Annotated in this window: 19 protein-coding genes, 1 tRNA gene and 1 pseudogene; 11 read left to right on the top strand and 10 right to left on the bottom strand. The window is 40.7% G+C overall.

Annotated features, from left to right (window positions below; genetic code table 11):
• Nucleotides 1-201 precede the first annotated feature (201 nt).
• Nucleotides 202-1,209, bottom strand: coding sequence for a DUF2330 domain-containing protein (locus H6G96_RS42275; RefSeq protein ID WP_277932892.1), 1,008 nt, complete (start codon nt 1,207-1,209; stop codon nt 202-204).
• A gap of 25 nt (nt 1,210-1,234) precedes the next feature.
• Nucleotides 1,235-2,101 carry an RnfABCDGE type electron transport complex subunit D gene (locus H6G96_RS04045; protein WP_190910257.1) on the bottom strand — a complete coding sequence of 289 codons (867 nt, stop codon included), beginning with the start codon at nt 2,099-2,101 and terminating at the stop codon, nt 1,235-1,237.
• A 331-nt stretch (nt 2,102-2,432) separates the two neighbouring features.
• Here H6G96_RS04045 and H6G96_RS04040 point away from each other — a divergent pair, with 331 nt between their 5' ends.
• Entirely contained in the window at nt 2,433-3,140 is a 708-nt protein-coding gene (locus tag H6G96_RS04040) for a polysaccharide deacetylase family protein (RefSeq protein ID WP_190910256.1), read from the top strand.
• A gap of 177 nt (nt 3,141-3,317) precedes the next feature.
• Here the strand turns inward: H6G96_RS04040 and H6G96_RS04035 are convergent, their stop codons facing one another.
• On the bottom strand, nt 3,318-4,448 hold the full coding sequence (locus H6G96_RS04035) for a class I SAM-dependent methyltransferase (RefSeq protein ID WP_190910255.1): 1,131 nt from the start codon (nt 4,446-4,448) through the stop codon (nt 3,318-3,320).
• 641 nt (nt 4,449-5,089) lie between these two features.
• Complete coding sequence (locus H6G96_RS04030) at nt 5,090-6,067, bottom strand: carbohydrate kinase (RefSeq protein ID WP_190910254.1); 978 nt, start codon at nt 6,065-6,067, stop codon at nt 5,090-5,092.
• Nucleotides 6,068-6,430: 363 nt separating this feature from the next.
• Here H6G96_RS04030 and H6G96_RS04025 point away from each other — a divergent pair, with 363 nt between their 5' ends.
• The 5 genes from H6G96_RS04025 to rfbB all read left to right on the top strand — a co-directional run bounded on the left by H6G96_RS04025 (nt 6,431) and on the right by rfbB (nt 10,086).
• A complete protein-coding gene (locus H6G96_RS04025) occupies nt 6,431-6,694 on the top strand; it encodes a helix-turn-helix transcriptional regulator (protein ID WP_012410583.1) in 264 nt (87 codons plus the stop codon).
• Nucleotides 6,695-6,964: 270 nt separating this feature from the next.
• Nucleotides 6,965-7,105 (top strand): hypothetical protein, encoded by a 141-nt coding sequence (locus H6G96_RS04020; protein WP_190910253.1) that lies wholly within the window; start codon nt 6,965-6,967, stop codon nt 7,103-7,105.
• Nucleotides 7,102-7,809: a DUF6391 domain-containing protein gene (locus tag H6G96_RS04015; RefSeq protein WP_190910252.1), complete on the top strand. Its 708-nt coding sequence runs from the start codon at nt 7,102-7,104 to the stop codon at nt 7,807-7,809. Before H6G96_RS04020 ends, H6G96_RS04015 begins: the two co-directional genes overlap by 4 nt.
• A 167-nt stretch (nt 7,810-7,976) precedes the next feature.
• Nucleotides 7,977-8,963: a glycosyltransferase gene (locus tag H6G96_RS04010; protein WP_190910251.1), complete on the top strand. Its 987-nt coding sequence runs from the start codon at nt 7,977-7,979 to the stop codon at nt 8,961-8,963.
• Nucleotides 8,964-9,024: 61 nt separating this feature from the next.
• Complete coding sequence (gene rfbB / locus H6G96_RS04005; protein WP_190910250.1) at nt 9,025-10,086, top strand: dTDP-glucose 4,6-dehydratase; 1,062 nt, start codon at nt 9,025-9,027, stop codon at nt 10,084-10,086.
• 45 nt (nt 10,087-10,131) lie between these two features.
• Here the strand turns inward: rfbB and H6G96_RS04000 are convergent, their stop codons facing one another.
• Nucleotides 10,132-10,470 carry an addiction module antidote protein gene (locus H6G96_RS04000; RefSeq protein ID WP_199339378.1) on the bottom strand — a complete coding sequence of 113 codons (339 nt, stop codon included), beginning with the start codon at nt 10,468-10,470 and terminating at the stop codon, nt 10,132-10,134.
• A gap of 101 nt (nt 10,471-10,571) precedes the next feature.
• On the opposite strand from H6G96_RS04000, the gene H6G96_RS03995 reads away from it, so the two are divergent.
• Nucleotides 10,572-11,765, top strand: a complete 1,194-nt coding sequence (locus H6G96_RS03995) for a serine/threonine-protein kinase (RefSeq protein ID WP_190910249.1) — start codon at nt 10,572-10,574, stop codon at nt 11,763-11,765.
• A gap of 63 nt (nt 11,766-11,828) precedes the next feature.
• Nucleotides 11,829-12,455: a type I restriction endonuclease gene (locus H6G96_RS03990; RefSeq protein WP_190910248.1), complete on the top strand. Its 627-nt coding sequence runs from the start codon at nt 11,829-11,831 to the stop codon at nt 12,453-12,455.
• Between the two features lie 295 nt (nt 12,456-12,750).
• On the opposite strand, the gene msrA is transcribed toward H6G96_RS03990, so the two are convergent.
• Nucleotides 12,751-13,419 (bottom strand): peptide-methionine (S)-S-oxide reductase MsrA, encoded by a 669-nt coding sequence (gene msrA, locus H6G96_RS03985; protein WP_190910247.1) that lies wholly within the window; start codon nt 13,417-13,419, stop codon nt 12,751-12,753.
• A gap of 196 nt (nt 13,420-13,615) precedes the next feature.
• On the opposite strand from msrA, the pseudogene H6G96_RS03980 reads away from it, so the two are divergent.
• Nucleotides 13,616-14,005 (top strand): annotated as a pseudogene (locus H6G96_RS03980) (DUF202 domain-containing protein); the annotation flags it as partial.
• 153 nt (nt 14,006-14,158) lie between these two features.
• Here H6G96_RS03980 and H6G96_RS03975 read toward each other — a convergent pair.
• Nucleotides 14,159-16,342, bottom strand: coding sequence for a recombinase family protein (locus H6G96_RS03975; protein ID WP_190910245.1), 2,184 nt, complete (start codon nt 16,340-16,342; stop codon nt 14,159-14,161).
• Between the two features lie 78 nt (nt 16,343-16,420).
• Between H6G96_RS03975 and H6G96_RS03970 the strand changes: the two genes are divergently transcribed.
• Complete coding sequence (locus H6G96_RS03970; RefSeq protein ID WP_190910244.1) at nt 16,421-17,773, top strand: proton extrusion protein PcxA; 1,353 nt, start codon at nt 16,421-16,423, stop codon at nt 17,771-17,773.
• Nucleotides 17,774-17,889: 116 nt separating this feature from the next.
• On the top strand, nt 17,890-19,161 hold the full coding sequence (locus H6G96_RS03965; protein ID WP_190910243.1) for an MltA domain-containing protein: 1,272 nt from the start codon (nt 17,890-17,892) through the stop codon (nt 19,159-19,161).
• Between the two features lie 138 nt (nt 19,162-19,299).
• On the opposite strand, the gene H6G96_RS03960 is transcribed toward H6G96_RS03965, so the two are convergent.
• The 3 genes from H6G96_RS03960 to H6G96_RS03950 all read right to left on the bottom strand — a co-directional run bounded on the left by H6G96_RS03960 (nt 19,300) and on the right by H6G96_RS03950 (nt 20,949).
• On the bottom strand, nt 19,300-19,533 hold the full coding sequence (locus tag H6G96_RS03960; RefSeq protein ID WP_190729592.1) for a DUF3134 domain-containing protein: 234 nt from the start codon (nt 19,531-19,533) through the stop codon (nt 19,300-19,302).
• Between the two features lie 203 nt (nt 19,534-19,736).
• On the bottom strand, nt 19,737-20,165 hold the full coding sequence (locus tag H6G96_RS03955; protein ID WP_190910242.1) for a hypothetical protein: 429 nt from the start codon (nt 20,163-20,165) through the stop codon (nt 19,737-19,739).
• Nucleotides 20,166-20,877: 712 nt separating this feature from the next.
• Nucleotides 20,878-20,949, bottom strand: a tRNA-Thr gene (locus tag H6G96_RS03950).
• Nucleotides 20,950-20,984 lie beyond the last annotated feature (35 nt).

Below are 20,984 nucleotides of genomic sequence, written 5' to 3'. Positions count from 1 at the left end.
AAGGAAAGGGACAGGTTTTACATAGTAAAACCAGGGTGAGGTATCTCAGTGGCTGTGAGACTTACTTAACCGGAAATTGCCTTCAGAAAGACTTGTGTGTACACCATAGCCGACTCAGAGAGGAACAGGTTTTGCGTAGTAAAACCTTTTAGAGGTCTTTTTATCTTTGGAAAATAACAGACTGGCTTCCTTTTTCCTTGTTTATAACAATCCCTCAAATTCGGCGAATTTACGCAAACGCGGTAAACATTGGCGCTGATAAAAACTACTTAATGTTGGAATTGACAACCCAAATTCCTCAGATAATTCTTTCCAGCTAACTTCCGGGGGTAAGCGTTTAAGAATTAACACCTGACAATTGACATCTGGACGCCCTTTTATGTAAGTACCGCACAGTTCTCCTTCGGAATCTGTCTTAGCCCATATCTCCAATTCTTCCAAAATGGGAGGTGCTTGGGGCATAGCTGGGAGGTTATCTACAGGATCAATGGGTTCTCTTATTCCACCTGATATAGATTGACGAACCCGAAGGGGGACTGTTGTGGATTGTTCCCGATTCTGGTTAATGTAAAAGTCCTGTAATCTCCGTTTTAGGTAAGCATTTAGCCAGGTGATCACACTGCCACAACTGGGATCATAGGTTTGACCTGTCAAACCTTCACAAACATTACGGCAGAAATACAACCAAGTTTGTTGTAATGCATCTTGAGATTCTTTAGCACTGAGGATCACGATGTCGTATTCGCCCACGTTGAAACGCGCTTCAACTGTCACACCCAAACTGCGATCAGTTTTCTGAACTTCCAGACTATCTCCTCTTGCTGCTGCTGAGAAATTTATCGTGTTTCCAGAAAATATTGGTAGTGAGGCACAAGGATCTGGGTCAAAATATTCTACTAATCGTGGCGCACTAAAAGCATCTAAACGCTCCATAATCTTGGGTTCAGTCACACGAACTTGCTCTTTTTGCAGCACTGTTGGCACAGGTACTACTATTGCAAAATCTTTGACTTCGCCTTGGAAGTCGTTTGCCATTGTCAGGACGGTGCGATCGCCATTTCGCGCTATCACTACCTGAGAAGCTTTGTTATACAACTTCGTATCAGCTTTAGCTACATAAAATCCACAAAATGCCCAAGCTGCGGGTGCAAAGCAAAATACAGCTACTATTGTTAATAGTAATGGCGTTAAAAGTCGAAAAATCTTCATTTTATAGCTCTACTTTTTTAGTTTTTTAATGCTGATTTTTTAGTGCTGAGTTAAGAGTTAGGAGTTCTCCCTCTGTTCCTACCCTGCGGGAAGCTAAAGCTACATCTCCCTCTTGCCAAGAAAATCGTGGGGCTAACCAGAGAACATCTAGCAGAATGGTCAATGGCGCAAGGGCAAATAATGCCCAGAAGACTGCGGTAGGAACAAAAAAATAATTTCGCAGGATAAAAGTTAATCCGGCGATGCAAAATGCCCAAACTATCCGCCCAATTCGGGAATTGGGAATTGATCGCGGATCTGTAATCATAAATAGGGCGAATAGCAGTAAAGACCCGCTCATCAGTCGATGCCAATAAACATCCCAAGTCCAACCCAGCCAGAGATTACGAATCGCTTCTAGCAAGGAGTAGCTACCCAAAAAAGCTGCTGTGGTGTCCCAGCGACCAACGCGCTGCAAAATCATGCCGCCGGTTCCGGCAAATAAGAGTGCATACCACCACTCTTCACCCCATTGTCCCGGCGAAACCCAGGCATCGGAGGTCAGAATTAAGGCAGATATGATACCAAAATTAGCAGGGTTGAAGAAATGCTTATCACCGAATTTGAAGATAAATTTGCTAGCGATCGCACTTGCTGCGGCTATTACCATTGTCGTCCAATGATCAGCCCGCAACAGTAAACTCAGTCCCAGTGAGGTAATTAAAGCACTGCGAAGATTTGCTACTTGTTCTTTGCCTGTTAACGATGACAATATCCATTGGCTTACAAGACTTGTAGCAATCAATACTGCAATTAACTCTGGCCGCAATGTCCAATCTCGTGTACCGATTCCCACAACTAGGAACAAGCCCAGAAATGAAATTTGATAGTCTCGTATATCTTTGAACAACATTAACTTTTTATGCAGTGTTTATTCGTAGATTTATCACCAATTTAGACGAGTGCTAGGTCAAAGAGTATTGCTGTTACAGATTTTTTACAAAATAGAGTATTGACATTCTCCAGGCGACCTTTCCCAACTGACTTTGGGGTAGTGATTACCATACCAAAGCGATCGCTCTTATGTTTGAACCTAGAAGGAGCGCTTGTATCTAGAACTCTCTATTTTTACAATGCTTAAATTTTAGATATAAGAGAGTTAAGCTGTGGTTCCCACCGCTTAACAGTCTCATATTAAGTAATCAGTGTAGTTATGCAAGATTACGCAAAAAAGACAAAACTTTATGCAGCTAGCTCCCCTGTTCCCAATTTTCTACCGCATTCTCCAGCCAAGTTTTACCAACTGCCTTTGGGCTGGAAATCGTGATTCTAAAGCGATCGCTCTAACCTTTGATGATGGGCCCCATCCTCAATACACACCCGAAGTCTTGGCAGTGTTAGATCGTTATCAGATTACAGCAAGCTTTTTTTGGTTGGGTGTTTGTGTTAACCGTTCACCAGACATTGCCAAAGCCGTTAGCGATCGCGGACACTGGATCGGATTGCATGGCTACGATCATCGCTCTTTTCCGATGCTTTCCCCAAATGACTTGAAGGACAGTTTAGAAAAAACTCAAGTTGCTATTTACAATGCCTGCAATCTGCAACCTGAACATGTGCGAGATGTCCGCCCCCCCAATGGTTTGTTTACACCTGCTACTTTAAAATTGTTTTTACAGTGGAATTACCGCCCAGTTATGTGGAGCGTTGTACCAGAAGATTGGGTGCGCCCAGGCGTAAACACTGTGATAGAGCGAATTATGCAACAGGTCAAAAATGGTTCGTTGATTGTTTTACATGATGGTGCTTGTGGTGGACAAGATGTTGCTGCCACACTTCAAATCCTCATTCCGAAACTACAACAACAAGGTTATGAGTTTGTGACTGTTGATACTCTATGGCAGCAAGCTAAGGAGCGAAGGATTGCTCTCGATAGGTTAGGCGATCGCTAATATTATTAGGACTTATACCAATTTTTTATGAGGCTGCATAGAATTTGATCCCCCCTAGTTCCCCTTAATAAGAGGGGAGAATCAGAAAAATCTCTCAAAGTCCCCCTTTTGAAGGGGGATTTAGGGGGATCGAGATATATGCAACTTCACATTAAATTGGTATTAGCAATTAAATTGTCACGTATGAACCAATAGGTATTGACCGTTACCAAGAATTTCACCATTACAACCGTCAAAATACTGTATGCACAAGAGCAAATAAAGCCTCCACATCCGGCAGAACTTGTCATAGTTCATGCCATAATTTAAATCTTTAATTTTTGCTTGATTTTGATCAAAATTTATCAACCAATTTCTCAGGGTATTTGAGTAATTAGCACCATTTAAATACCATTGATTAATGGTTTTTAGGTCTGTATTAATCTTTGGTATAACATCATAATTCCATACCCGCATATTGGGGAAAATATATTTATTGATAAAAGGATGGGTTATATTGTAAGGTAGTTTGGTTGTGATTATGTGAATTAAAATCTTACCATCCTCTTTGAGAATAGAAGCCAGTTTTGTGAATGATTTTGTTAAATTACCTACATGTTCAAATAGCCCAATCGCCATAATTTTATCAAACTTAGTCTCCAAATCAATATCATTAAAGTCCTCTTCATATAGAGTGAATCTATCTGAACTGAGGTAACTGCTAGGATCTTGCATTTTTCTCCGCATATATTCGCATTGTTGATGGCTCAAATTAACAGCCGTTACTTTCACACGCGGAAACCGGGAAAGAATGTAATTTGATGCAGAACCCCAACCGCATCCCAAATCTAGAATTTCGTCTCCATCTTCGATGCCTGCTTTTGCAATTAAATCGTCGAGCATATCCATTTGAGCTTGCTCAAGGTTAAATGCTCCTTTCTCCCATAAAGCCATCGTGTATTTGGGATATAAAAGTTCTGTTTCTTTTAAGATCAGACTGAACATTTCTTCGGGTAGGTTGTATTGAACCTTCATTAGTTCGTGTGATCCTTCTGCAAGGCGATCGCTTTCTTGTAACAGCCATTCATAGGGAACTAAAAGAGACGGAAAATACTTGTAACTGATTTGGATAGATAGATTTAAAAGGATTTTAAGCAGAGGCTCGGGGATTTTTAGCCCATTGATATAAGCCTCTGCTGCTGTCATTAAGATTCCATTGAATCCAGCGATCGCTGTGCGACTCGCTTGGTAAGTAATTCGACTTTTATTATTCACATCTCCTACTAAAGGAGTATGTATTTTGATATCTTTTGGAATGCTGGAAGTCATGTATACAGCCCCCATATTTCTATTAAAATTTTTTATTGTCAGATTTTGGTAATCAATAACAGGCTGGTTAAGGCAGAAGGCAGTCCCAATGAAATAAGTTTCATCGCCAAGTATGAAAATGTCTTTCTCTCCCTCTGCTCTTAAAAGTCAGAATTCAGAAGGTTTAAGAAATAAAACTCCATCATTTTTGCGGTGCAAGGGTTGCAGACCTATGCATCACAATCTAGTTTTAAAGTTGAATCTGAGTTATTGCCACAAGTTCCACGAATACAGGCAGTTTAAACCTTCTTCCCTTGTACTTCATGCCTTAAAGCAAGTAACCTTTAATCATTACCAAAGGTTGCCAATAACTTCTGTTAGACCTATGATAAAACTAAATAAAATTGAGATTTAGAAAACTAATTTATTGTATTAAAAATTAATATATTTTTTATCAAGCTTAATAAAGGCTCTAAACTAAGTTCCCCAGAGGGCGTATATGTTCCTTGCTTCTGGCTGAAGCGTTTGCACCCAATGCAAAAGTGTTTATCTTAGGGTTTTAAAATTATTTAATAAGCAGAATGGGATGACGATTTTCGTCTATTTTCTAGTGGGGAGTATCAGCCTGTGGTGGCTGATATCCCAGTGGCTTATGTTAGTTCCTAGAGTTGATGTGTGGCGAGAAAAGCTTCGACTTCAGCAGCAGTCGGTTGGGAAGCGATCGCACCTGCTTTAATGGTAGTCAGCGCTCCAACAGCACTGGCATAAGTGACAATACGTTTTGCTGTTTCTGCATCCCGCAAGCTGTGGATGCCGTGCTGACTCAATTGATGGATGAATCCTGCCAAAAAGCTATCTCCTGCACCAGTTGTATCAACTACTGGCATGGAAAAGGAAGGTAATTTGCCTTCATTCTCACCCAAACAATAAGCACAACCGTTTTCTCCATCTGTTACTAGTACTCCTTCAATTGAAGCCAGACGGTAAGTGATGGCTCCAGGATCTGCGGTTTCAAATAGCCATTCAGCTTCTTCTTTGGAGAGTTTAAGAAAATCGACTTGCTTAAATAATTCTGGGATTTTTTGATGAGCGATATTTGGCTCGTCCCAAAATACAGGCCGCCAGTTGACATCCAGCATAATTTTCAGATCATAACGTTCTGCTAACTCTAGGGCGTGGTGAATTGCCTGTTCACTTTCAGGATAAGCCAATTCCAAAGTACCCAAAACCAGAAAATCTGCGTCTTCAAACAGCGAATTTGGCAATTGTTTGGCTTGCAGGCGAGTATCGGCAAATTCTGCGGTGTCATACTGACCAAATCCGGCGAAGGTGCGATCGCCAGCCAGATCACGTGTAACATAAACTTGCCGCGTTGGTGCTGTAGGATGACGTTGTACCCCTGTTGTCTCTACACCTACATCTTGTAATAGCTTGACCAGTGCATTTCCTGGTTCATCTTCACCAACGGCTCCGATAAATCCTGCTGGTGTCCCCAGCTTGACTAAAGCACAGGCTACGTTAGCTGGTGCTCCTCCTGGGTAGGGAGTCCAAGATTTGACTTCTTCCAGCTTTAGCCCTAATTGATCGGCTAAACAATCAAACAAAACTTCGCCGAGGCATAAAACACGGGGATTGCTCATTTCATTTTAGATTTTAGATTTTGATTTTGGATTAGAAATTTACAGTATAAAATCTACAACAATTTTTGCTAATCTGTCGCCAGTCCTTCATAGAATTAAATAGCAATTTTTATTACCCCATAACATCTATATGCTTCTGAGCACAAACCGAGCAATCTAAGTACTTACACCAAAAAATTACATTATTTTAGTATATTAAAATACTTAAGTATCTTTTTGCCTTATATTTTTGCTAACTTTAAATCCAAAGAAAATATTGACAATTGGATTACTGCTAACACTTGAAACCCCTCCCAACAAAAGAATCTTCTAGAATTAGAAAGAGCGATTAAGTACATATACCAAGGGAGGATAGAAATAGTCATGGCTGGTGGCAAGTCTGAGACCCCCGTTAGTCTGTCAGACAGAGAACTGCAAATTATCGATTTAGTAGCCGCTGGCTTAACTAACCAAGAGATTGCAGGAAAACTGGAGATTAGCAAGCGTACAGTTGATAACCATATCAGTAACATTCTTACCAAAACCGAGACAGAAAATCGAGTAGCTCTTGTCCGCTGGGCGTTACAGTGGGGCAAAGTCTGTTTGAATGATGTCAATTGCTGTCTTCTGCCTAACCAGATCGAATAAACAATTTACTAGTAGCAAAGTAATTGCTCTGGTCTGGTATAACGGCAAGCCAACTTTGAGGTTTAGTGATTGTTCCCCTCTTCACGCCTAAGTTTTCAGTGTGAACATTCTACCAAAAGTTCCGAGTCCTTCACTCAGCCGGAGTTTATCTTAGTGGAGCCAGCTGACCCTCGGACTCGGAAACTATAAAACATCAGAATTCCTTTGCAAATTCCGGGCACAAGATTTAAAACTTACGCAGAAAAGCAAAGGGGCAGAGGAGAATAATTAATGACCAATGCCCAATGCCCAATGCCCCATGCCCAAACTCAACAATCATCCATAAAAATTAGCAACAATTCAGTGGTGCAAGCGTTACATTTAAAAGAAATCTATGTTGCTCCATCGGCTTGGAGAGCAGTGTTCCAATGAATACTTCTGCTTCTTTTCAGGGTGGCTCGTCTCCCTTTGAATTTTTTAACTTTGATTTTACGACACCTGTATCTGAGAAAGTTTCGGGCCCAGAATACCGACCCTTAGACTTTCCGCAACCCACACAAGATGCCGACTTACTCAGACAGCTATCGTTTATTCCAGGGTTGAAAGAAATTCTGATGATACGGCAGGTTCACGCTTTAGAACACGCTACTGTTTGGGTTCTTAGCGAATCAAAAAGTGCCTATCCTGCTAAAGGTGAACCTACTAACGTTCAATTAGATAACGAACTATTAGGCGGTTTGTCTACTGAGCAGGGATTTTACCTCTATGGTGAGGTGAATATAAGTGATTTGCGGCGTGCGGTCATACTTGCTCGACATCGCCTCACCAGTGGAGAATGGAATTTGGCTGTACATCCTCGTTGCGGTACAAATTTATCAGTAGCAATGCTCTTAACTGCTGGACTAGTTGTAGGTGTGCATCTGTTACTACCATTTCGACCAATCGAGCAACTTATTGGTTTGGGGTTAGCAGCGACGACAGCGGCCGAACTCGCACCTGATTTAGGTTCTATGGCACAGCGTTACCTAACAACAGCCATTCCTTTTAACCTAACAATTGAAAATATTACCTGTAGACGCGATGTTTGGGGGCGTGAGGCACATTTTGTTAAAGTGGGTTGGCAAGAGGAAGGATGAGGGGGATGAGGGAGACAAAAAAAAATTTTCTACATAGTTTTCTCCATCTAGTACAGGTCAGCGGAAATAAACTTACCATTTAAATTAAAACAGCCATAAAGCCCAAAATTAAAGCCTTTTGAATTTTGACTTTTGACTTCCGCCTTGCGGTATTCCCCTAAAAAATTATGAGAAAACTTTACTTCTTACTCCCTGGTACAGATGGCAAATTTGCCTGTGGTGGTCTTTGGGCTGAATTAAAAGCACTTAATCTGGTTCAACAGTTCTGTAGTGCTGATGTTGTAACTTACCGTCAACGGGAAAAAGATAAGCTTTTTATTGATGATTTGCTAAAAGAGAACAATTTAAGTGATGTAATTTTTGTGATCAGTTGGGGATTTGATGTAGCTCAACTTGTGGCTAAACTTAAGCAATACAATGTCATTTACCATGCACATAGTGCAGGTTATCCATTTAGGCTACCTCCCAGTATTCCGATCATCACTGTTAGCCGCTATACAATGGGATATTGGGGAGAAAAATCACCTAATTCTCTCATTTATTATTTACCCAATCAAATTTCTGATGAGTTTCAAAATTTAGGACTAGAACGGGACATTGATGTTTTAGTTCAGGTTCGGAAGTCTTCTGAGTATTTAATTAAAGAATTGATTCCAGCGTTACAAAAACGTTGTAAAGTATTGGTTGTTGATTCCTATGTAGAGGATTTACCTGGGTTATTCAACCGAGCTAAGGTTTACCTCTATGATTCGGCTGAGTACTGGGCACAACAGCGTGTTAGTGAAGGATTTGGTCTACAACCAATGGAAGCTCTTGCTTGTGGTTGTCAAGTATTTTCTAGCGTCAATGGTGGACTAGCTGATTACTTAGACCCTGGATTTAATTGTTATAAAATAGCTGGATATTCACAAGAATATGATGTCCAACGTATTCTGAAGGTGATTGATTCTTCAGTAGCTTTTAGTTTGTCTGAAGAGTTTTTGGCTGAATATCGAACTAAAAATATTATTAAACGTTTCCAAGTTATTCTGAATGAGTTAAATGAGTTTTTTGATCACAAAATTCAGCAGCCATCTAATATTAAAAGTTTGACAAAAATACGTGTGGCAAAATTACTCGCTCAGAAGATATACGGGAAGCTAAGGAAGAAATAGTTTAAATAATAGAAATGAATCGCAAAGGCGCACAGATCACAGAGACAAAAGAGGAAATTCAATGATTCGGCGGTTATTAGTTACTGGGGGTGCGGGGTTTATTGGGGCAAATTTTGTGCATCACTGGTGTCAGGTTTATCCAGACGATCGTGTGGTGGTATTGGATGCGCTTACTTACGCAGGAAATCGTCTGAATTTGGCACTAGTTGAGGGAAGAGAGAATTTTCAGTTTGTGCAGGGGGATATTTGCGATCGCACCATCATAGACGAGTTATTATCAACCGAAAATATAGATACCATCGCCCATTTTGCTGCTGAATCTCATGTTGATCGTTCAATTCTTGGGCCGGCTGCTTTTGTCCAAACTAATGTAGTAGGAACTTTCACGCTGCTAGAAGCTTTTCGGCAACATTGGGAGGCTCAAGCACAGCCATGTGATTATCGTTTTCTACACGTTTCTACTGATGAAGTTTACGGTAGTTTGAGCGCAGATGATGAAGCTTTTTGTGAAACTACACCTTACGCTCCCAATAGTCCCTATTCAGCTTCAAAAGCCGGGAGTGATCACTTAGTGCGGGCTTATTACCATACTTACAACCTCCCAACAATTATCACAAATTGTTCTAATAATTACGGCCCTTATCAGTTCCCCGAAAAGCTAATTCCTTTGATGTGCATCAACACTTTGATAGGTAAGCCATTACCTGTTTATGGTGATGGTAAAAATGTGCGCGATTGGCTTTATGTAGGCGATCATTGTCGTGCTTTAGATGTGGTAATTAATCACGGTCAACCAGGGGAAACATACAATATTGGTGGTAACAATGAGGTGGAAAATCTCAATCTGGTGCAGCTTTTGTGTCAGATGATGGATGAATTAGCACCTGATTTACCAGTGCATCCGGCAAAACAGTTGATTACTTTTGTCAAGGATAGACCTGGACATGACAGAAGATATGCAATTAATGCGAACAAGATTAAAACTCAGCTTGGTTGGACACCTTCAGTAACAATTGCTGAGGGTTTACGTTTAACAGTTCAATGGTATCTCAATCATCGTGATTGGTGGGAACCTCTGCTGTCTGCGGAATATCAAGCTTATTATCGTAAAAATTATCTTTAACCCACATTCTGCAATAATGTCACAATCGATAATTACTATTGTGATTTACTCTGGCGCTGAAGGCATAATTTTTTGCGGCGTAAGGCAATATCCCAGCGCCTTCATAATGGAATTGACGTTTTCAAGGCGCGGGTTGCTATTGCTGGATAAGGCTTTTTGTAATCCTCGGCGTGTCATGCCTGTTTGCTCGGCTATCTCACTAATTCCGCGTACACGAGCAACGACGCGCAAGGATGCCAATAATGCGCCGGAATCGTTGTCTTCTGCATATTCCTGAAATATCTCGGTCAAATAATCGTCGATTTCTTCTGGATGATTGCGGAAGTACTCTTTTTCAAATTCATCGAGTCTTCTAAATTTCCTCACGGCTATTGAAATCTTCAACTGGTTTTAGTCAATTATCTGGTTCCTACAATTTCTCTAGATAATGACTATCCTTGAATAGTAAGGGAATCAGATTATCGTAAACTGCCAGCAGGTGTAAGATGCTGCAACCAGAAGAGATATTACAAGATCGTTATCAAATCCAACGCCAACTCGGCAATAATGGAATTCGTCAAACTTGGCTAGCTAAGGATTTACAAGCCTCTAGTGACGAAAAATCGACCGTTGTGGTCAAACTTTTGGCCTTTGGCGGTACTGTACAGTGGGATGACTTGAAACTTTTTGAGAGGGAAGCACAAATTCTTAAACAGCTAAATCATCCCCGCATCCCTCGATATATAGATTATTTTTGTATTGACGATCGCACCCTCTGGTTTGCCTTAATACAAGAATATATCCCTGGTGAATCGCTTAAGGAAAAACTTGCTGATGGCAAAAGGTTTACTGAAAAGCGAACTAGAAAAATTGCTATTGAGGTTTTAAATATTCTCACGTATCTACATGACTTGAATCCAGGGGTCTTGCATAGAGATATTAAACCGAGTAATTTAATCTGGGGCGAAGATAATCGGATTTATTTAGTTGATTTTGGTGCAGTTCAGGACAAAGCGGCAAGAGAGGGCGTTACTTTTACTGTTGTCGGTACTTATGGTTATGCCCCAATGGAACAATTTGGTGGTCGAGCGGTTCCAGCTTCAGACCTCTATGCACTGGGTGCGACTTTAATTCATTTGCTAACAGGAACTTCGCCCTCTGATTTACCCCAGCAAGATTTGCGGCTGCAATTTACCGACCGAGTTAATCTCAGTCCCAGTTTTGTCAGTTGGCTACAAAAGTTGATAGAACCTGCTCCAGAACAACGATTTACTGATGCCCGCCAAGCGCTGAATGCTCTCAAATCTGGTCTGGCTGTCAAATCTGCAAACAAGAATCAAGTTTTGCCGCTAAAAGAGATAATCAACAATTCTGGATGTGGGATAAATAATTACAATGAAACAGTCCCAGAGGAAATTCTCGGTTGGAATTGGGGCGCATTTCTGATGCCTTGGTTGTGGATGTGGCCGAATCAAGTGTGGTATGGGCTATTCTGTTTTATACCCCACGGTTGGTGGTTAATGGCGATCGCTCTTGGTGCTAAAGGCAATGAATGGGCTTGGAAAAGTAGGCCGTGGCGCAATGTTGAACAATTCAAAGCGCATCAGAGAGGCTGGGCGATCGCTGGAATTCTACTTGGAGCGCCTATTAGTCTTATGCTGTGGCTTCGAGCGATCGCTGTACTCAAATCTGCACTGTAAGTCAGTCTTTTGGGTAAATATCAAGCGAAGATTTTTTAGGCAGATAAGTATAAGGGTTTACAAATGGTTCAAATTCTTCAAGGAAAAGATATCACCCTAGCCCAACTGATTGATGAATTTGGCCTACAACTTGCAGACAACGAAGATTTTTTTTCAGAATGGCGGCATGATTTACCTGAGTTGAGGGACTTAGAAAAGGAATCTCTCAACGAAGTCAAGGCAGAATATTTGCATCTATCGAAATATCCTGTTTTGGAACCTCTAGTCAAAATGGTGGTGCTATTTCCACTATTGCGTTTAGCAGGTTTTTATCAACCGCCTTTCTACATTGCCTCAGAACACGAGGTAAAAATCTCTTCTGAAGACGAAGGCACGATTATCAGAGGACGTATTGACATCCTGGTGTTCCATCCTCCATTTTGGGTTCTTGTTATTGAAGCAAAACGAGCAGATTATTCTTTGGAGGTAGGAATTCCTCAAGCATTAGCTTATATGGTGGCTAATGCTGGTAATGATAAACCTACATTTGGTTTTGTGATCAATGGTCGGGAATTTCAATTTATTAAGTTGATGAAACAGGGTACACCAAGATATGCATTATCTTACACACTGTCACTAAATCGTGGGGATGACCTACATACTGTTGTCAAAGTGTTAAAACGCATAGCTCATTTAATTCGTAATTCGTAATCTTGTAGGGTGCGTTATGCCTTTGGCTAATGCACCATCCCAATACTTTCGGTATTTTCGTGCTAATACACCCTATGAAACTGTCATAGCCAAGCGATTCGTTATTAAATTTTTTAGCTGTAGATAATCAATTTACGGGGTTTGTTGGGTTTAGCAAAGCCTCAACTACAAATATTCTTAACTAAACAAAAGATATCCCTCTCCGAGTTGGAGAGGGATAGACTTGAACTTTAGTTCAAGGCAGGGAGAGGTTCGTCGAACTCATGTTAAGTTGACTACCCCACCAACTCTATTTCTAACCACTAACTTGCGATTCAACTACACCCACGGGACAAGAAACATTTGTCCCTCCCAAACCACAATACCCGTTAGGATTTTTGGCCAGGTATTGCTGATGGTAAGCTTCTGCGTAATAGAATTCCGGTGCATCCAAGATTTCTGTCGTAATCTTGCCATAACCAGCACCGTTGAGGGCTTCCTGATAAGCTTCCCGCGATGCTTCTGCTAGCTGCTTTTGGCTTTCAGAATACACATAAATTCCCGAACGGTATTGAGTGCCAGCATCATTACCTTGGCGCATCCCTTGGGTAGGATTATGGCTTTCCCAAAAGACTTTGAGCAGTTCGGCATAACTAATTACTTTAGGATCAAACACAACCAACACCACTTCATTGTGACCTGTTCGCCCACTACATACCTCTTCATAGGTGGGATTGGGTGTGAACCCAGCAGCGTAACCTACTGCGGTGGTGTAAACTCCTTTAAGTTGCCAGAATTTGCGTTCTGCACCCCAAAAACAGCCCAAGCCAAAAATTGCCTTCTCTAATCCATCGGGATAAGGAGGTGTTAAGGGATTCTTGTTGACATAATGATCTGCGGGTACTGACATAGATTGTGCCCTTCCTGACAAAGCTTCTTCAGGTGTGGGCATAACTGACTTTTTGCCAAATCCGAATAGTCCCATTGATTTTGATGATATATATCTTTACCTTATTTACTATTCTAAAGATTCTCGCGATCGCTTGGGGTTTTCTCAGAGTCCTAAGTACAGGCTTTTACTTCAATGGGCTTTGTTAACCTTGTGGCGCTAGTCCATCCTATTCATCAATATTATGAAATTATGAAACTTTTCAAAGGTAAATTGGCGTTAGAAGATACTCATGGATAAAATACCAAAAATTGATCGTCAAAGGGAGCATCAAGCGAACGAACGTACTTTTCTTGCTTGGCTACGCACTTCTATCGCATTGATTAGCTTTGGTTTTGCGATCGCGCGATTTGGTATATTTCTGCGCCAGTTGAATATTGCTATTACTCAACAGGAACCTCCGGTAAATCCATTATCCACTTCGGAAAATTTGGGTTTGGCTTTGGTAATTTCTGGAATTTTGACTGTTGCGTTAGCTGCGTGGCGATACAATCAAGTTTTCTGGCAAATTGAACGAGCAGATTATAAACCAAATAGGTTAATGGTTTGGATAATGACCGGAGTAGTAATTATTTTGGGAATTCTCAGTATTCCTTTACTCTTAAGGCGCGATCAAGTCCCCGGTCGTTTTCCTGTTCCAATTCAACCACAGTCGCGAAATTTGCAAAGATCAACCCCAAGCTTTAATATTAAAAAAGCGACAATTACTACCCAATACAAACAAATATTTTACAACAATATCCCCGACTTTTTAAAGAAGTTGGGGATCTGAGCTTTACTTAGCAGTAGCCTCAGAAATAACCGTCACACAAGCATTCACTAAGGGTAACAGCGGACCTAATTGTTCTTGTCCATTTACGGCTAAATCGCTGTGACACAAATAAACTCTCTCGGATACACGAGACAATAAATCTGTCAAGATTCTTCGCAGTCGTTGTTCTTCTGCCAATTTCTCATCTTCTGCTGTCCAAGGTTCGCCTAACCTGTCTCGCAGGAAAAACGGCGCACCAAACAAAGTTGCTGCACCACCTTTAGCCCACAGGGGTGAACCAGCATCCAGCCAAAAATGCCAACGGTGCGATCGCCTACTAGATCGGTATTGAAATATAGTTGCTAAGGTAACGGCCTTTCTTGCTCCACCTATGGGACGCACAGGGTAAGGGTTGGCAGTGATTGTACCACGTCGCAGTAATTGAATGAATTCGATAAGAGTTGTGTGAGGCGTTGTCTCAGCTGGGGCAATTTGTCGTAATCTGGTGTCAATTTCCCAGTAGTGTTGGGCGGTTTCTAATAATTCCCGCAGTGCTGCTAGTTGTTCGTAGGGAAGATTGCTACCATTCCACAAAAAGCGTTGAATTGCTCTGTCTAAAAGGGAAATAGGACTGGGAATTAAACGCAGTTCTTGTTGCGATCGCTGCTGTTCTAGCCACTGTAATATCTCATTATAGGCTGTAGTAGCTGCATAGCCGATTCTATCCCAACGCTCGAAGGCTGACACTGGCAACAAGTTGGGATGATCGGGATGCGGTACAAAGCAGTAATCTGCAATCAAACCAGCGCGTACCGGGTCAATATCAGTGGTAAGTGAGAAGTTAGGAGTTAGAAGTGAGGAGCTTTCTGGTGCTTGCTGTTTCCTGCTCAATACAACCAGCATTTCTGCCACGGCATCCCGGTCTACGAGGCGGCCTAAGCCGGGATAAACTAGTGCCAACATGGTGAGTAATGCGCGAATGACGGGTGAACTAATTAGGGGACGTTGGTCATTGAGCGATTGGACTTGGATATTTTGCTTGATGAGGATTTCTACTAGAGTATAACGAGCGATCGCATCTAAACCCGGTGCAATAATCGCTACTTCTTCTGCTTCGACTTGCTGTGATTGGATAGCATTAGCAATTACCTCTGCTGTTTGTCGCAATAGCTGGGCGCGGGAGGTGGTTTGAATTGAATGCACAATCTCAGGTAAGCTAAACAGCACCATTGGTTCTGTGACTAATTCCACCATCTGTTTAGCTTGCTCACCAAGAGACTCTGGAGGTGGCCCAGCCAAGATTTCTACTCGACAGCGTTCTGCTAGCCCTTCTAGGTAGTTAGGATCTGCTCCTAACCCTAATCGCACTGCACCGTCGGGATTGTAGCTAAACGCCCCGACTGCACCTTGATCTAATAGCAACTCAAACAAAAGACGCGCTACGCTAGGATAATCATCTACATCATCTGCTAATACCGCCTGATAGCGTTTAACTAGATGTTCTTGGTAGTTGCGATCGCTTAACAAATATTGACTATAGAGTTCGGTAATAATGCCATAAGTTAGTAACCCCCTTTCTAAACACCAGTTACGCCAATCTAGTAGCAAAGATGCCAAAAATTCCGGCTCTAAAGTTGTAGTATTTTCCCCCAGACCCCTTGTCAAAATCTGGGCAATATCTTCGCAATGTACACCACTGTAAGCAGCTAGTTGCAACAAGTCTAGAATGCGACGCACCAAGCGAGACTCATTCACTCCCGCAATCCGTAAAATTTCTTCGTCTAATTGGGAACGCCAGAGTTTAGTTGCTAATTCTTGCTCTGTTTCTGGCCGCAATCTTACCGGAAACTGTGCTTTTAAATTCAACGAGTTAATTAGCAACGGCCAAAATAAAATAACTTCATCTTGGAAAAAACCTAGCGGTGTCTTGGCACGCACCGGATATTTCCCTAATGTTGATGTAACGATTATATCTCCCAATTCTCGACGATTATCATCATTGGCAGCTAAGACTAAAACTCCTGGTTCTGTTTGTTTAAGATATAAAAATTCGGGTATATGAACGCCTTTCTTACGCACTTGTTTTTTAGTATAAAATGATTCACAGTACTGTTCATCAGGTTGTACCCAACTACAAAATTGCTCTACCAAGCGAGTCGTCTTACCACTGCGGCTATTGCCAACAATCCAAACCGAATGAGAAATCACAAACTCTCTCCTTATAGATTTGTTAATATACCTCGTGCGTTAACTTAAGGTTAAGAATCACCAAACAATGCTGGATGATTGTCTCCAATGAAAAACTCTGTTTTTAGCCAAAAAATCTATTCTTTTCTACTTGATACTTACCGATGGTACTTACAGACTCCTGAACGTTCTTTACATCAAGCTTACGATGCAGCATTAAAGATTAAGGAAATAGAAAATAAGCATTTCAATGGTAATAAAATAGACATTGACTCAGCCATGTACAGCAACAGCGTAATGGATTATTTTGAGTCAGACCTAAATAAGCTATTAAAGACTGCCAAAATGCGGCTAACAGAGTTTAGAGCAAGCCGTTGGTTTTTAAATGAAGAGAATCAAAAAGCTGCTCAGAAAGCAGGTATCGAGCATCTCAGCCCTTCTTTGGTTTTGGAAAAGCTAAACTTTATCGATCAAGTTATATCCAAATACACAACAACTTCTGCTCAAATAACTTCTAAAGCTTTAATAGTCAAACCTCCAAATATACCAGCTAATGTGATATCTGATGATAATTCGCTGCTTGTCAATACTCCAACAGTACCGCCTAAAATACCAACTATAGACTCGGACAAGAAACCAAAATCAAAGCTTAAAGCCGATACTATGGGCGTTTTACCACGCTCTATATTGAGTACTATCACTCGCCTGCAAGTTGAATTAGACCCTAATTCTGAACAAGAGGTAATTCATAATTTTCGTCAAGCTCAAAGAAGAACAATTATATCTATCAGGTTTATTTTACTATTAATTATCGTACCACTTCTAACGCATCAAATAGCAAAAGCTTTCGTAGTAGGGCCACTTGTTGAGGAGTTTAGACACAATGAGCAAATACAGATATTCCTCAATCCCGAAATGGAAGAAGAAGCTCTTGTAGAATTACAAAGATTTGAAGAAAAGCTCAAGTTTGAAAATCTCATTAGAAATGCCCCCCCGTTGTTACCTGATCAGATTGAAGTTGAACTGAAAAAGAGAGCTGTTGGGCTTGCTGAAGAATTTCGCCACGAAAGTTCTAATGCTATCAAAAATGTTTTTGCAGATATGTTTTCAGTGGTTGCTTTTATCTGGCTTTTAGTCGTCAGTAAATCTTCTATTGCTGTGATCAAAGATTTCTTTGATCATATTGTCTATGGACTTAGTGATAGTGCTAAAGCATTTATCATTATTTTGTTTACCGATATATTTGTAGGTTTTCACTCTCCTCATGGCTGGGAAGTACTTCTAGAAGGTGTATCGCGTCATTGGGGATTACCAGCAAATCGGGATTTTATCTTCTTATTTATTGCTACATTCCCAGTGATTTTAGATACAATTTTTAAATACTGGATATTCCGGTATTTAAACCGAATATCGCCTTCAGCAGTTGCTACTTATCGTAATATGAATGAATAAGAAGTGGGGAGTAGGAAATAGGGAGTGGGGAGTGGGGAAAGATTTTGGTATTGTTAAATAATTACATTATTTTTGAATTTGAGGGAAGTGGGATAATCTCAGAAATTTGAATTTTGATGAAAAAAATACTTACTGGTTTAGGAAAGTTTAACAAAGTTATCGCCATCAGCTTCCCTGTAATTTTGTCAATTTTCCTGGTACGTATGGAATCTTTGGCGCGTCGGGAACTCATTTCGCCAGAATGTCAGGTGAAAAAGTGGGATATACCAATTTCCTTGACTGCTGAAAATCAAAAATCACCATTAATTCAGAGGTTACCAATAACTTGTTGTCAAGGTGATATCTCTTGTTTGGATGAGGTTATCTATGGAGAAATACCAGACAAAAAGGCGCTGGTGAGTGCGATCGCTCGCAGTCTCCAATACCTGCAAACGGCTAATGCTGGAGCTGCTTATCAAAACTATCAGGTGGCTGGGATTACGCGCGATCGCGTCTTTAAAAGCTTGAAAAGATTCCGCGAACTCCTATCAACAACTAATTCTGCAACAGAATTACACCAAGCCATCGAGCGGGAATTTGTTCTTTACCAATCAGTTGGTAAAGACACCAAAGGTTCCGTTTTATTCACCGCCTATTATGAACCACTTTATGCAGCCAGCCGCGTCCCCACAGCAGAATATCGTTATCCTGTTTATCGATTACCTCCTGATTTAAACTCTTGGAGTAGGCCTCATCCTACCCGCGAAGAGTTAGAAGGAGCAGATGGTTTACAAGGTGCAAAAGGGAAGTTGCGAGGATTAGAGTTGTTTTGGTTTCGCGATCGCCTTGAACCATATCTAGCTCAAATTCAAGGTTCAGCGCGACTTCAGCTTCCCGATGGTACTCAGACAACAATCGGCTATGCGGGTAATATCGCTTATAACTACAAAAGTATTGGGCGAGAATTAGCGAATGATGGCAAATTACCACTAGAAGGTATGACTATGCCAATTATTCTCGACTATTTCCAAAAGCATCCCCAAGAATTAAATACTTATATTCCGCGCGATCGCAGTTTTGTTTTTTTTCAAGAAAACCACGGGAAACCAGCGCAAGGTTCTATCAACGTACCACTAACAGCAGAGCGTTCTATCGCTACAGATAAATCCCTCATGCCTCCTGGTGCTTTAGCGTTGATTCGCGCTTCTATTCCCTTTATTAATCTTACCGGAAAGATGGAGGAGCGCATCGTTAGCCGCTATGTTCTTGACCAAGATGCCGGAGGCGCAATTAAAGGTGCAGGCAGGGTAGATTATTTTTTAGGTACTGGTAAAATAGCAGGTGATCGCGCTGGTGTCACAGTTAGCAATGGACAATTATTTTATCTATTAATCAAGTCCAATAATTAAACAAACTTGCATATTAATACTAAGATTCCCAACTTATCTAAAAAAATCGGGAATCTTAGCCTTTAAGCGTAAATAAATTACACATTCCAAATCAATGAAACCTTTGGGATAAGTAATTACGAATTACGAATTACGCTACTAGGCTTCTATATCAATATCACCATCATCATCGTCATGATCATAAGGGATATCGTCAAGGTCTATCATTTCTGAAATTTCTTCTACTTCATTTAGATACTCAGATTCTTGATGTTCCCGCTCTATTAGACGACCAGTTGACTTTAACCATTCTAAAAGAATAAATTCATTACTTGTACGAATTACAGGCGCTCGTTGGTTACGAGGTTCTTCACGCAAAGGACTTGTAGGCATAAAAAAAACTCACTTTGAATTATGGATCACTATGCAAAAACAGGAAAATTGTCCACTAGGGTTAAAAGTCTTGTATAACAAGCCTTTTCTCAATAGATAAAATATGAGCCATTGAGTTTTTTATTCTGTTGTCCGTCTAGTTACTTACCATTAAAATGTCTTTACGTCAGTCCTAAAAAATAAATCTTCAAGCGGACGGCATCTCACAAGGCATTTGGCAGCTTGGCGAGAGTTTCATACATATTAGAGGGTAATGCAGACAATCTGTTCGCTACAGCGACTGCATCAGCTAAGTTGCTAAATTGACACCGGACAATTTCTTGTCCATTTCCTGACGGAAATCGCTTCCTAGCTTTGTTAGATACAGCACAAATAATCGCTAAAGCTTGGGCGAATCCATCTTTTGTCAATATTGTTTCTTTAGCGAACCCTTCAACAGGGATAAGACAGACCTCAAATCGATAGCCTGGTCTGGGAGAAACAGCTATATCGATATAGGGTTTATCTTCTTTTCTGATTCTGCGTAAATATTGGGCAGTCAAATTAGTATCGTGCAAATCAGTCCCAAGGGCATAAGTAAAAAAGCAATCTTCTGTGAGTGACTCAGGACGGGTAATTATCTCCGTTGGCATAAGTTCAAGTACTAACTGTATATTATCTGGGCTTGTGACACACTAAACTTCTCCGTTCTCCTAGCACATTTTTGGGCAGTCAGATGTATCAGTTTTACACGAAATATTCCAATAAAGTTGCGCTAAGTCAGAATTTCCGTTTTCGCAATCTTGAAGACTCTCATCTTTAAAGGCATAGATTGGCAATAGCAACTGACATAAAACACCTCTAGAATCAAAGGGTGTAGAGATTTAGATTCGGAGAAGCGTCTATATATAGTCAGTTACATGACCGAAAATATTTCTCAACCATACTAATTATAACATAGTTGACGACTGAAACTTTTTTAACTATTCTGACCTATGATATTACGGATATTAGCGTCGAGGCTAGAAAGGTAGAGGCTGGTAAACTTTCGTGTTATTACAGGTGTTTATACCATAAAGTAAGCTCACAATACTTAATGATATAAGAGGGTAAAAAATGTAGTGATGCTTAGTATAAACTCCATCTATACAAAAGATTTACTATTTTAATCTGTTTCAGTGTATATGGATAAAGATTAAAAGATTAGGTTAATTTTGCATAACTTGAAGATATTCTGGAGGATACCCGTTCAATTTGTCCTTTCGTTTCCTTCCAGAAGTTTTAAGACATAATGCACTCCAGTAAATTGCCAATTACCTGAATTACTTTACACAATCGACAACTCAAATCTTTATTTATACTTAAAGCCAGCAGCGGGATTTGAACTCGCGACCTTCCGATTACAAGTCGGATGCACTACCACTGTGCTATGCTGGCAATTTTCTGATTACTCTCAACTAGCAACCACAATT

Origin of the sequence: Nostoc sp. FACHB-892, from assembly GCF_014698795.1 — a bacterium.
In the GTDB taxonomy this organism is placed as follows: Bacteria; Cyanobacteriota; Cyanobacteriia; order Cyanobacteriales; family Nostocaceae; genus Nostoc.
This window is presented reverse-complemented; position numbering and strand designations above follow the sequence as displayed.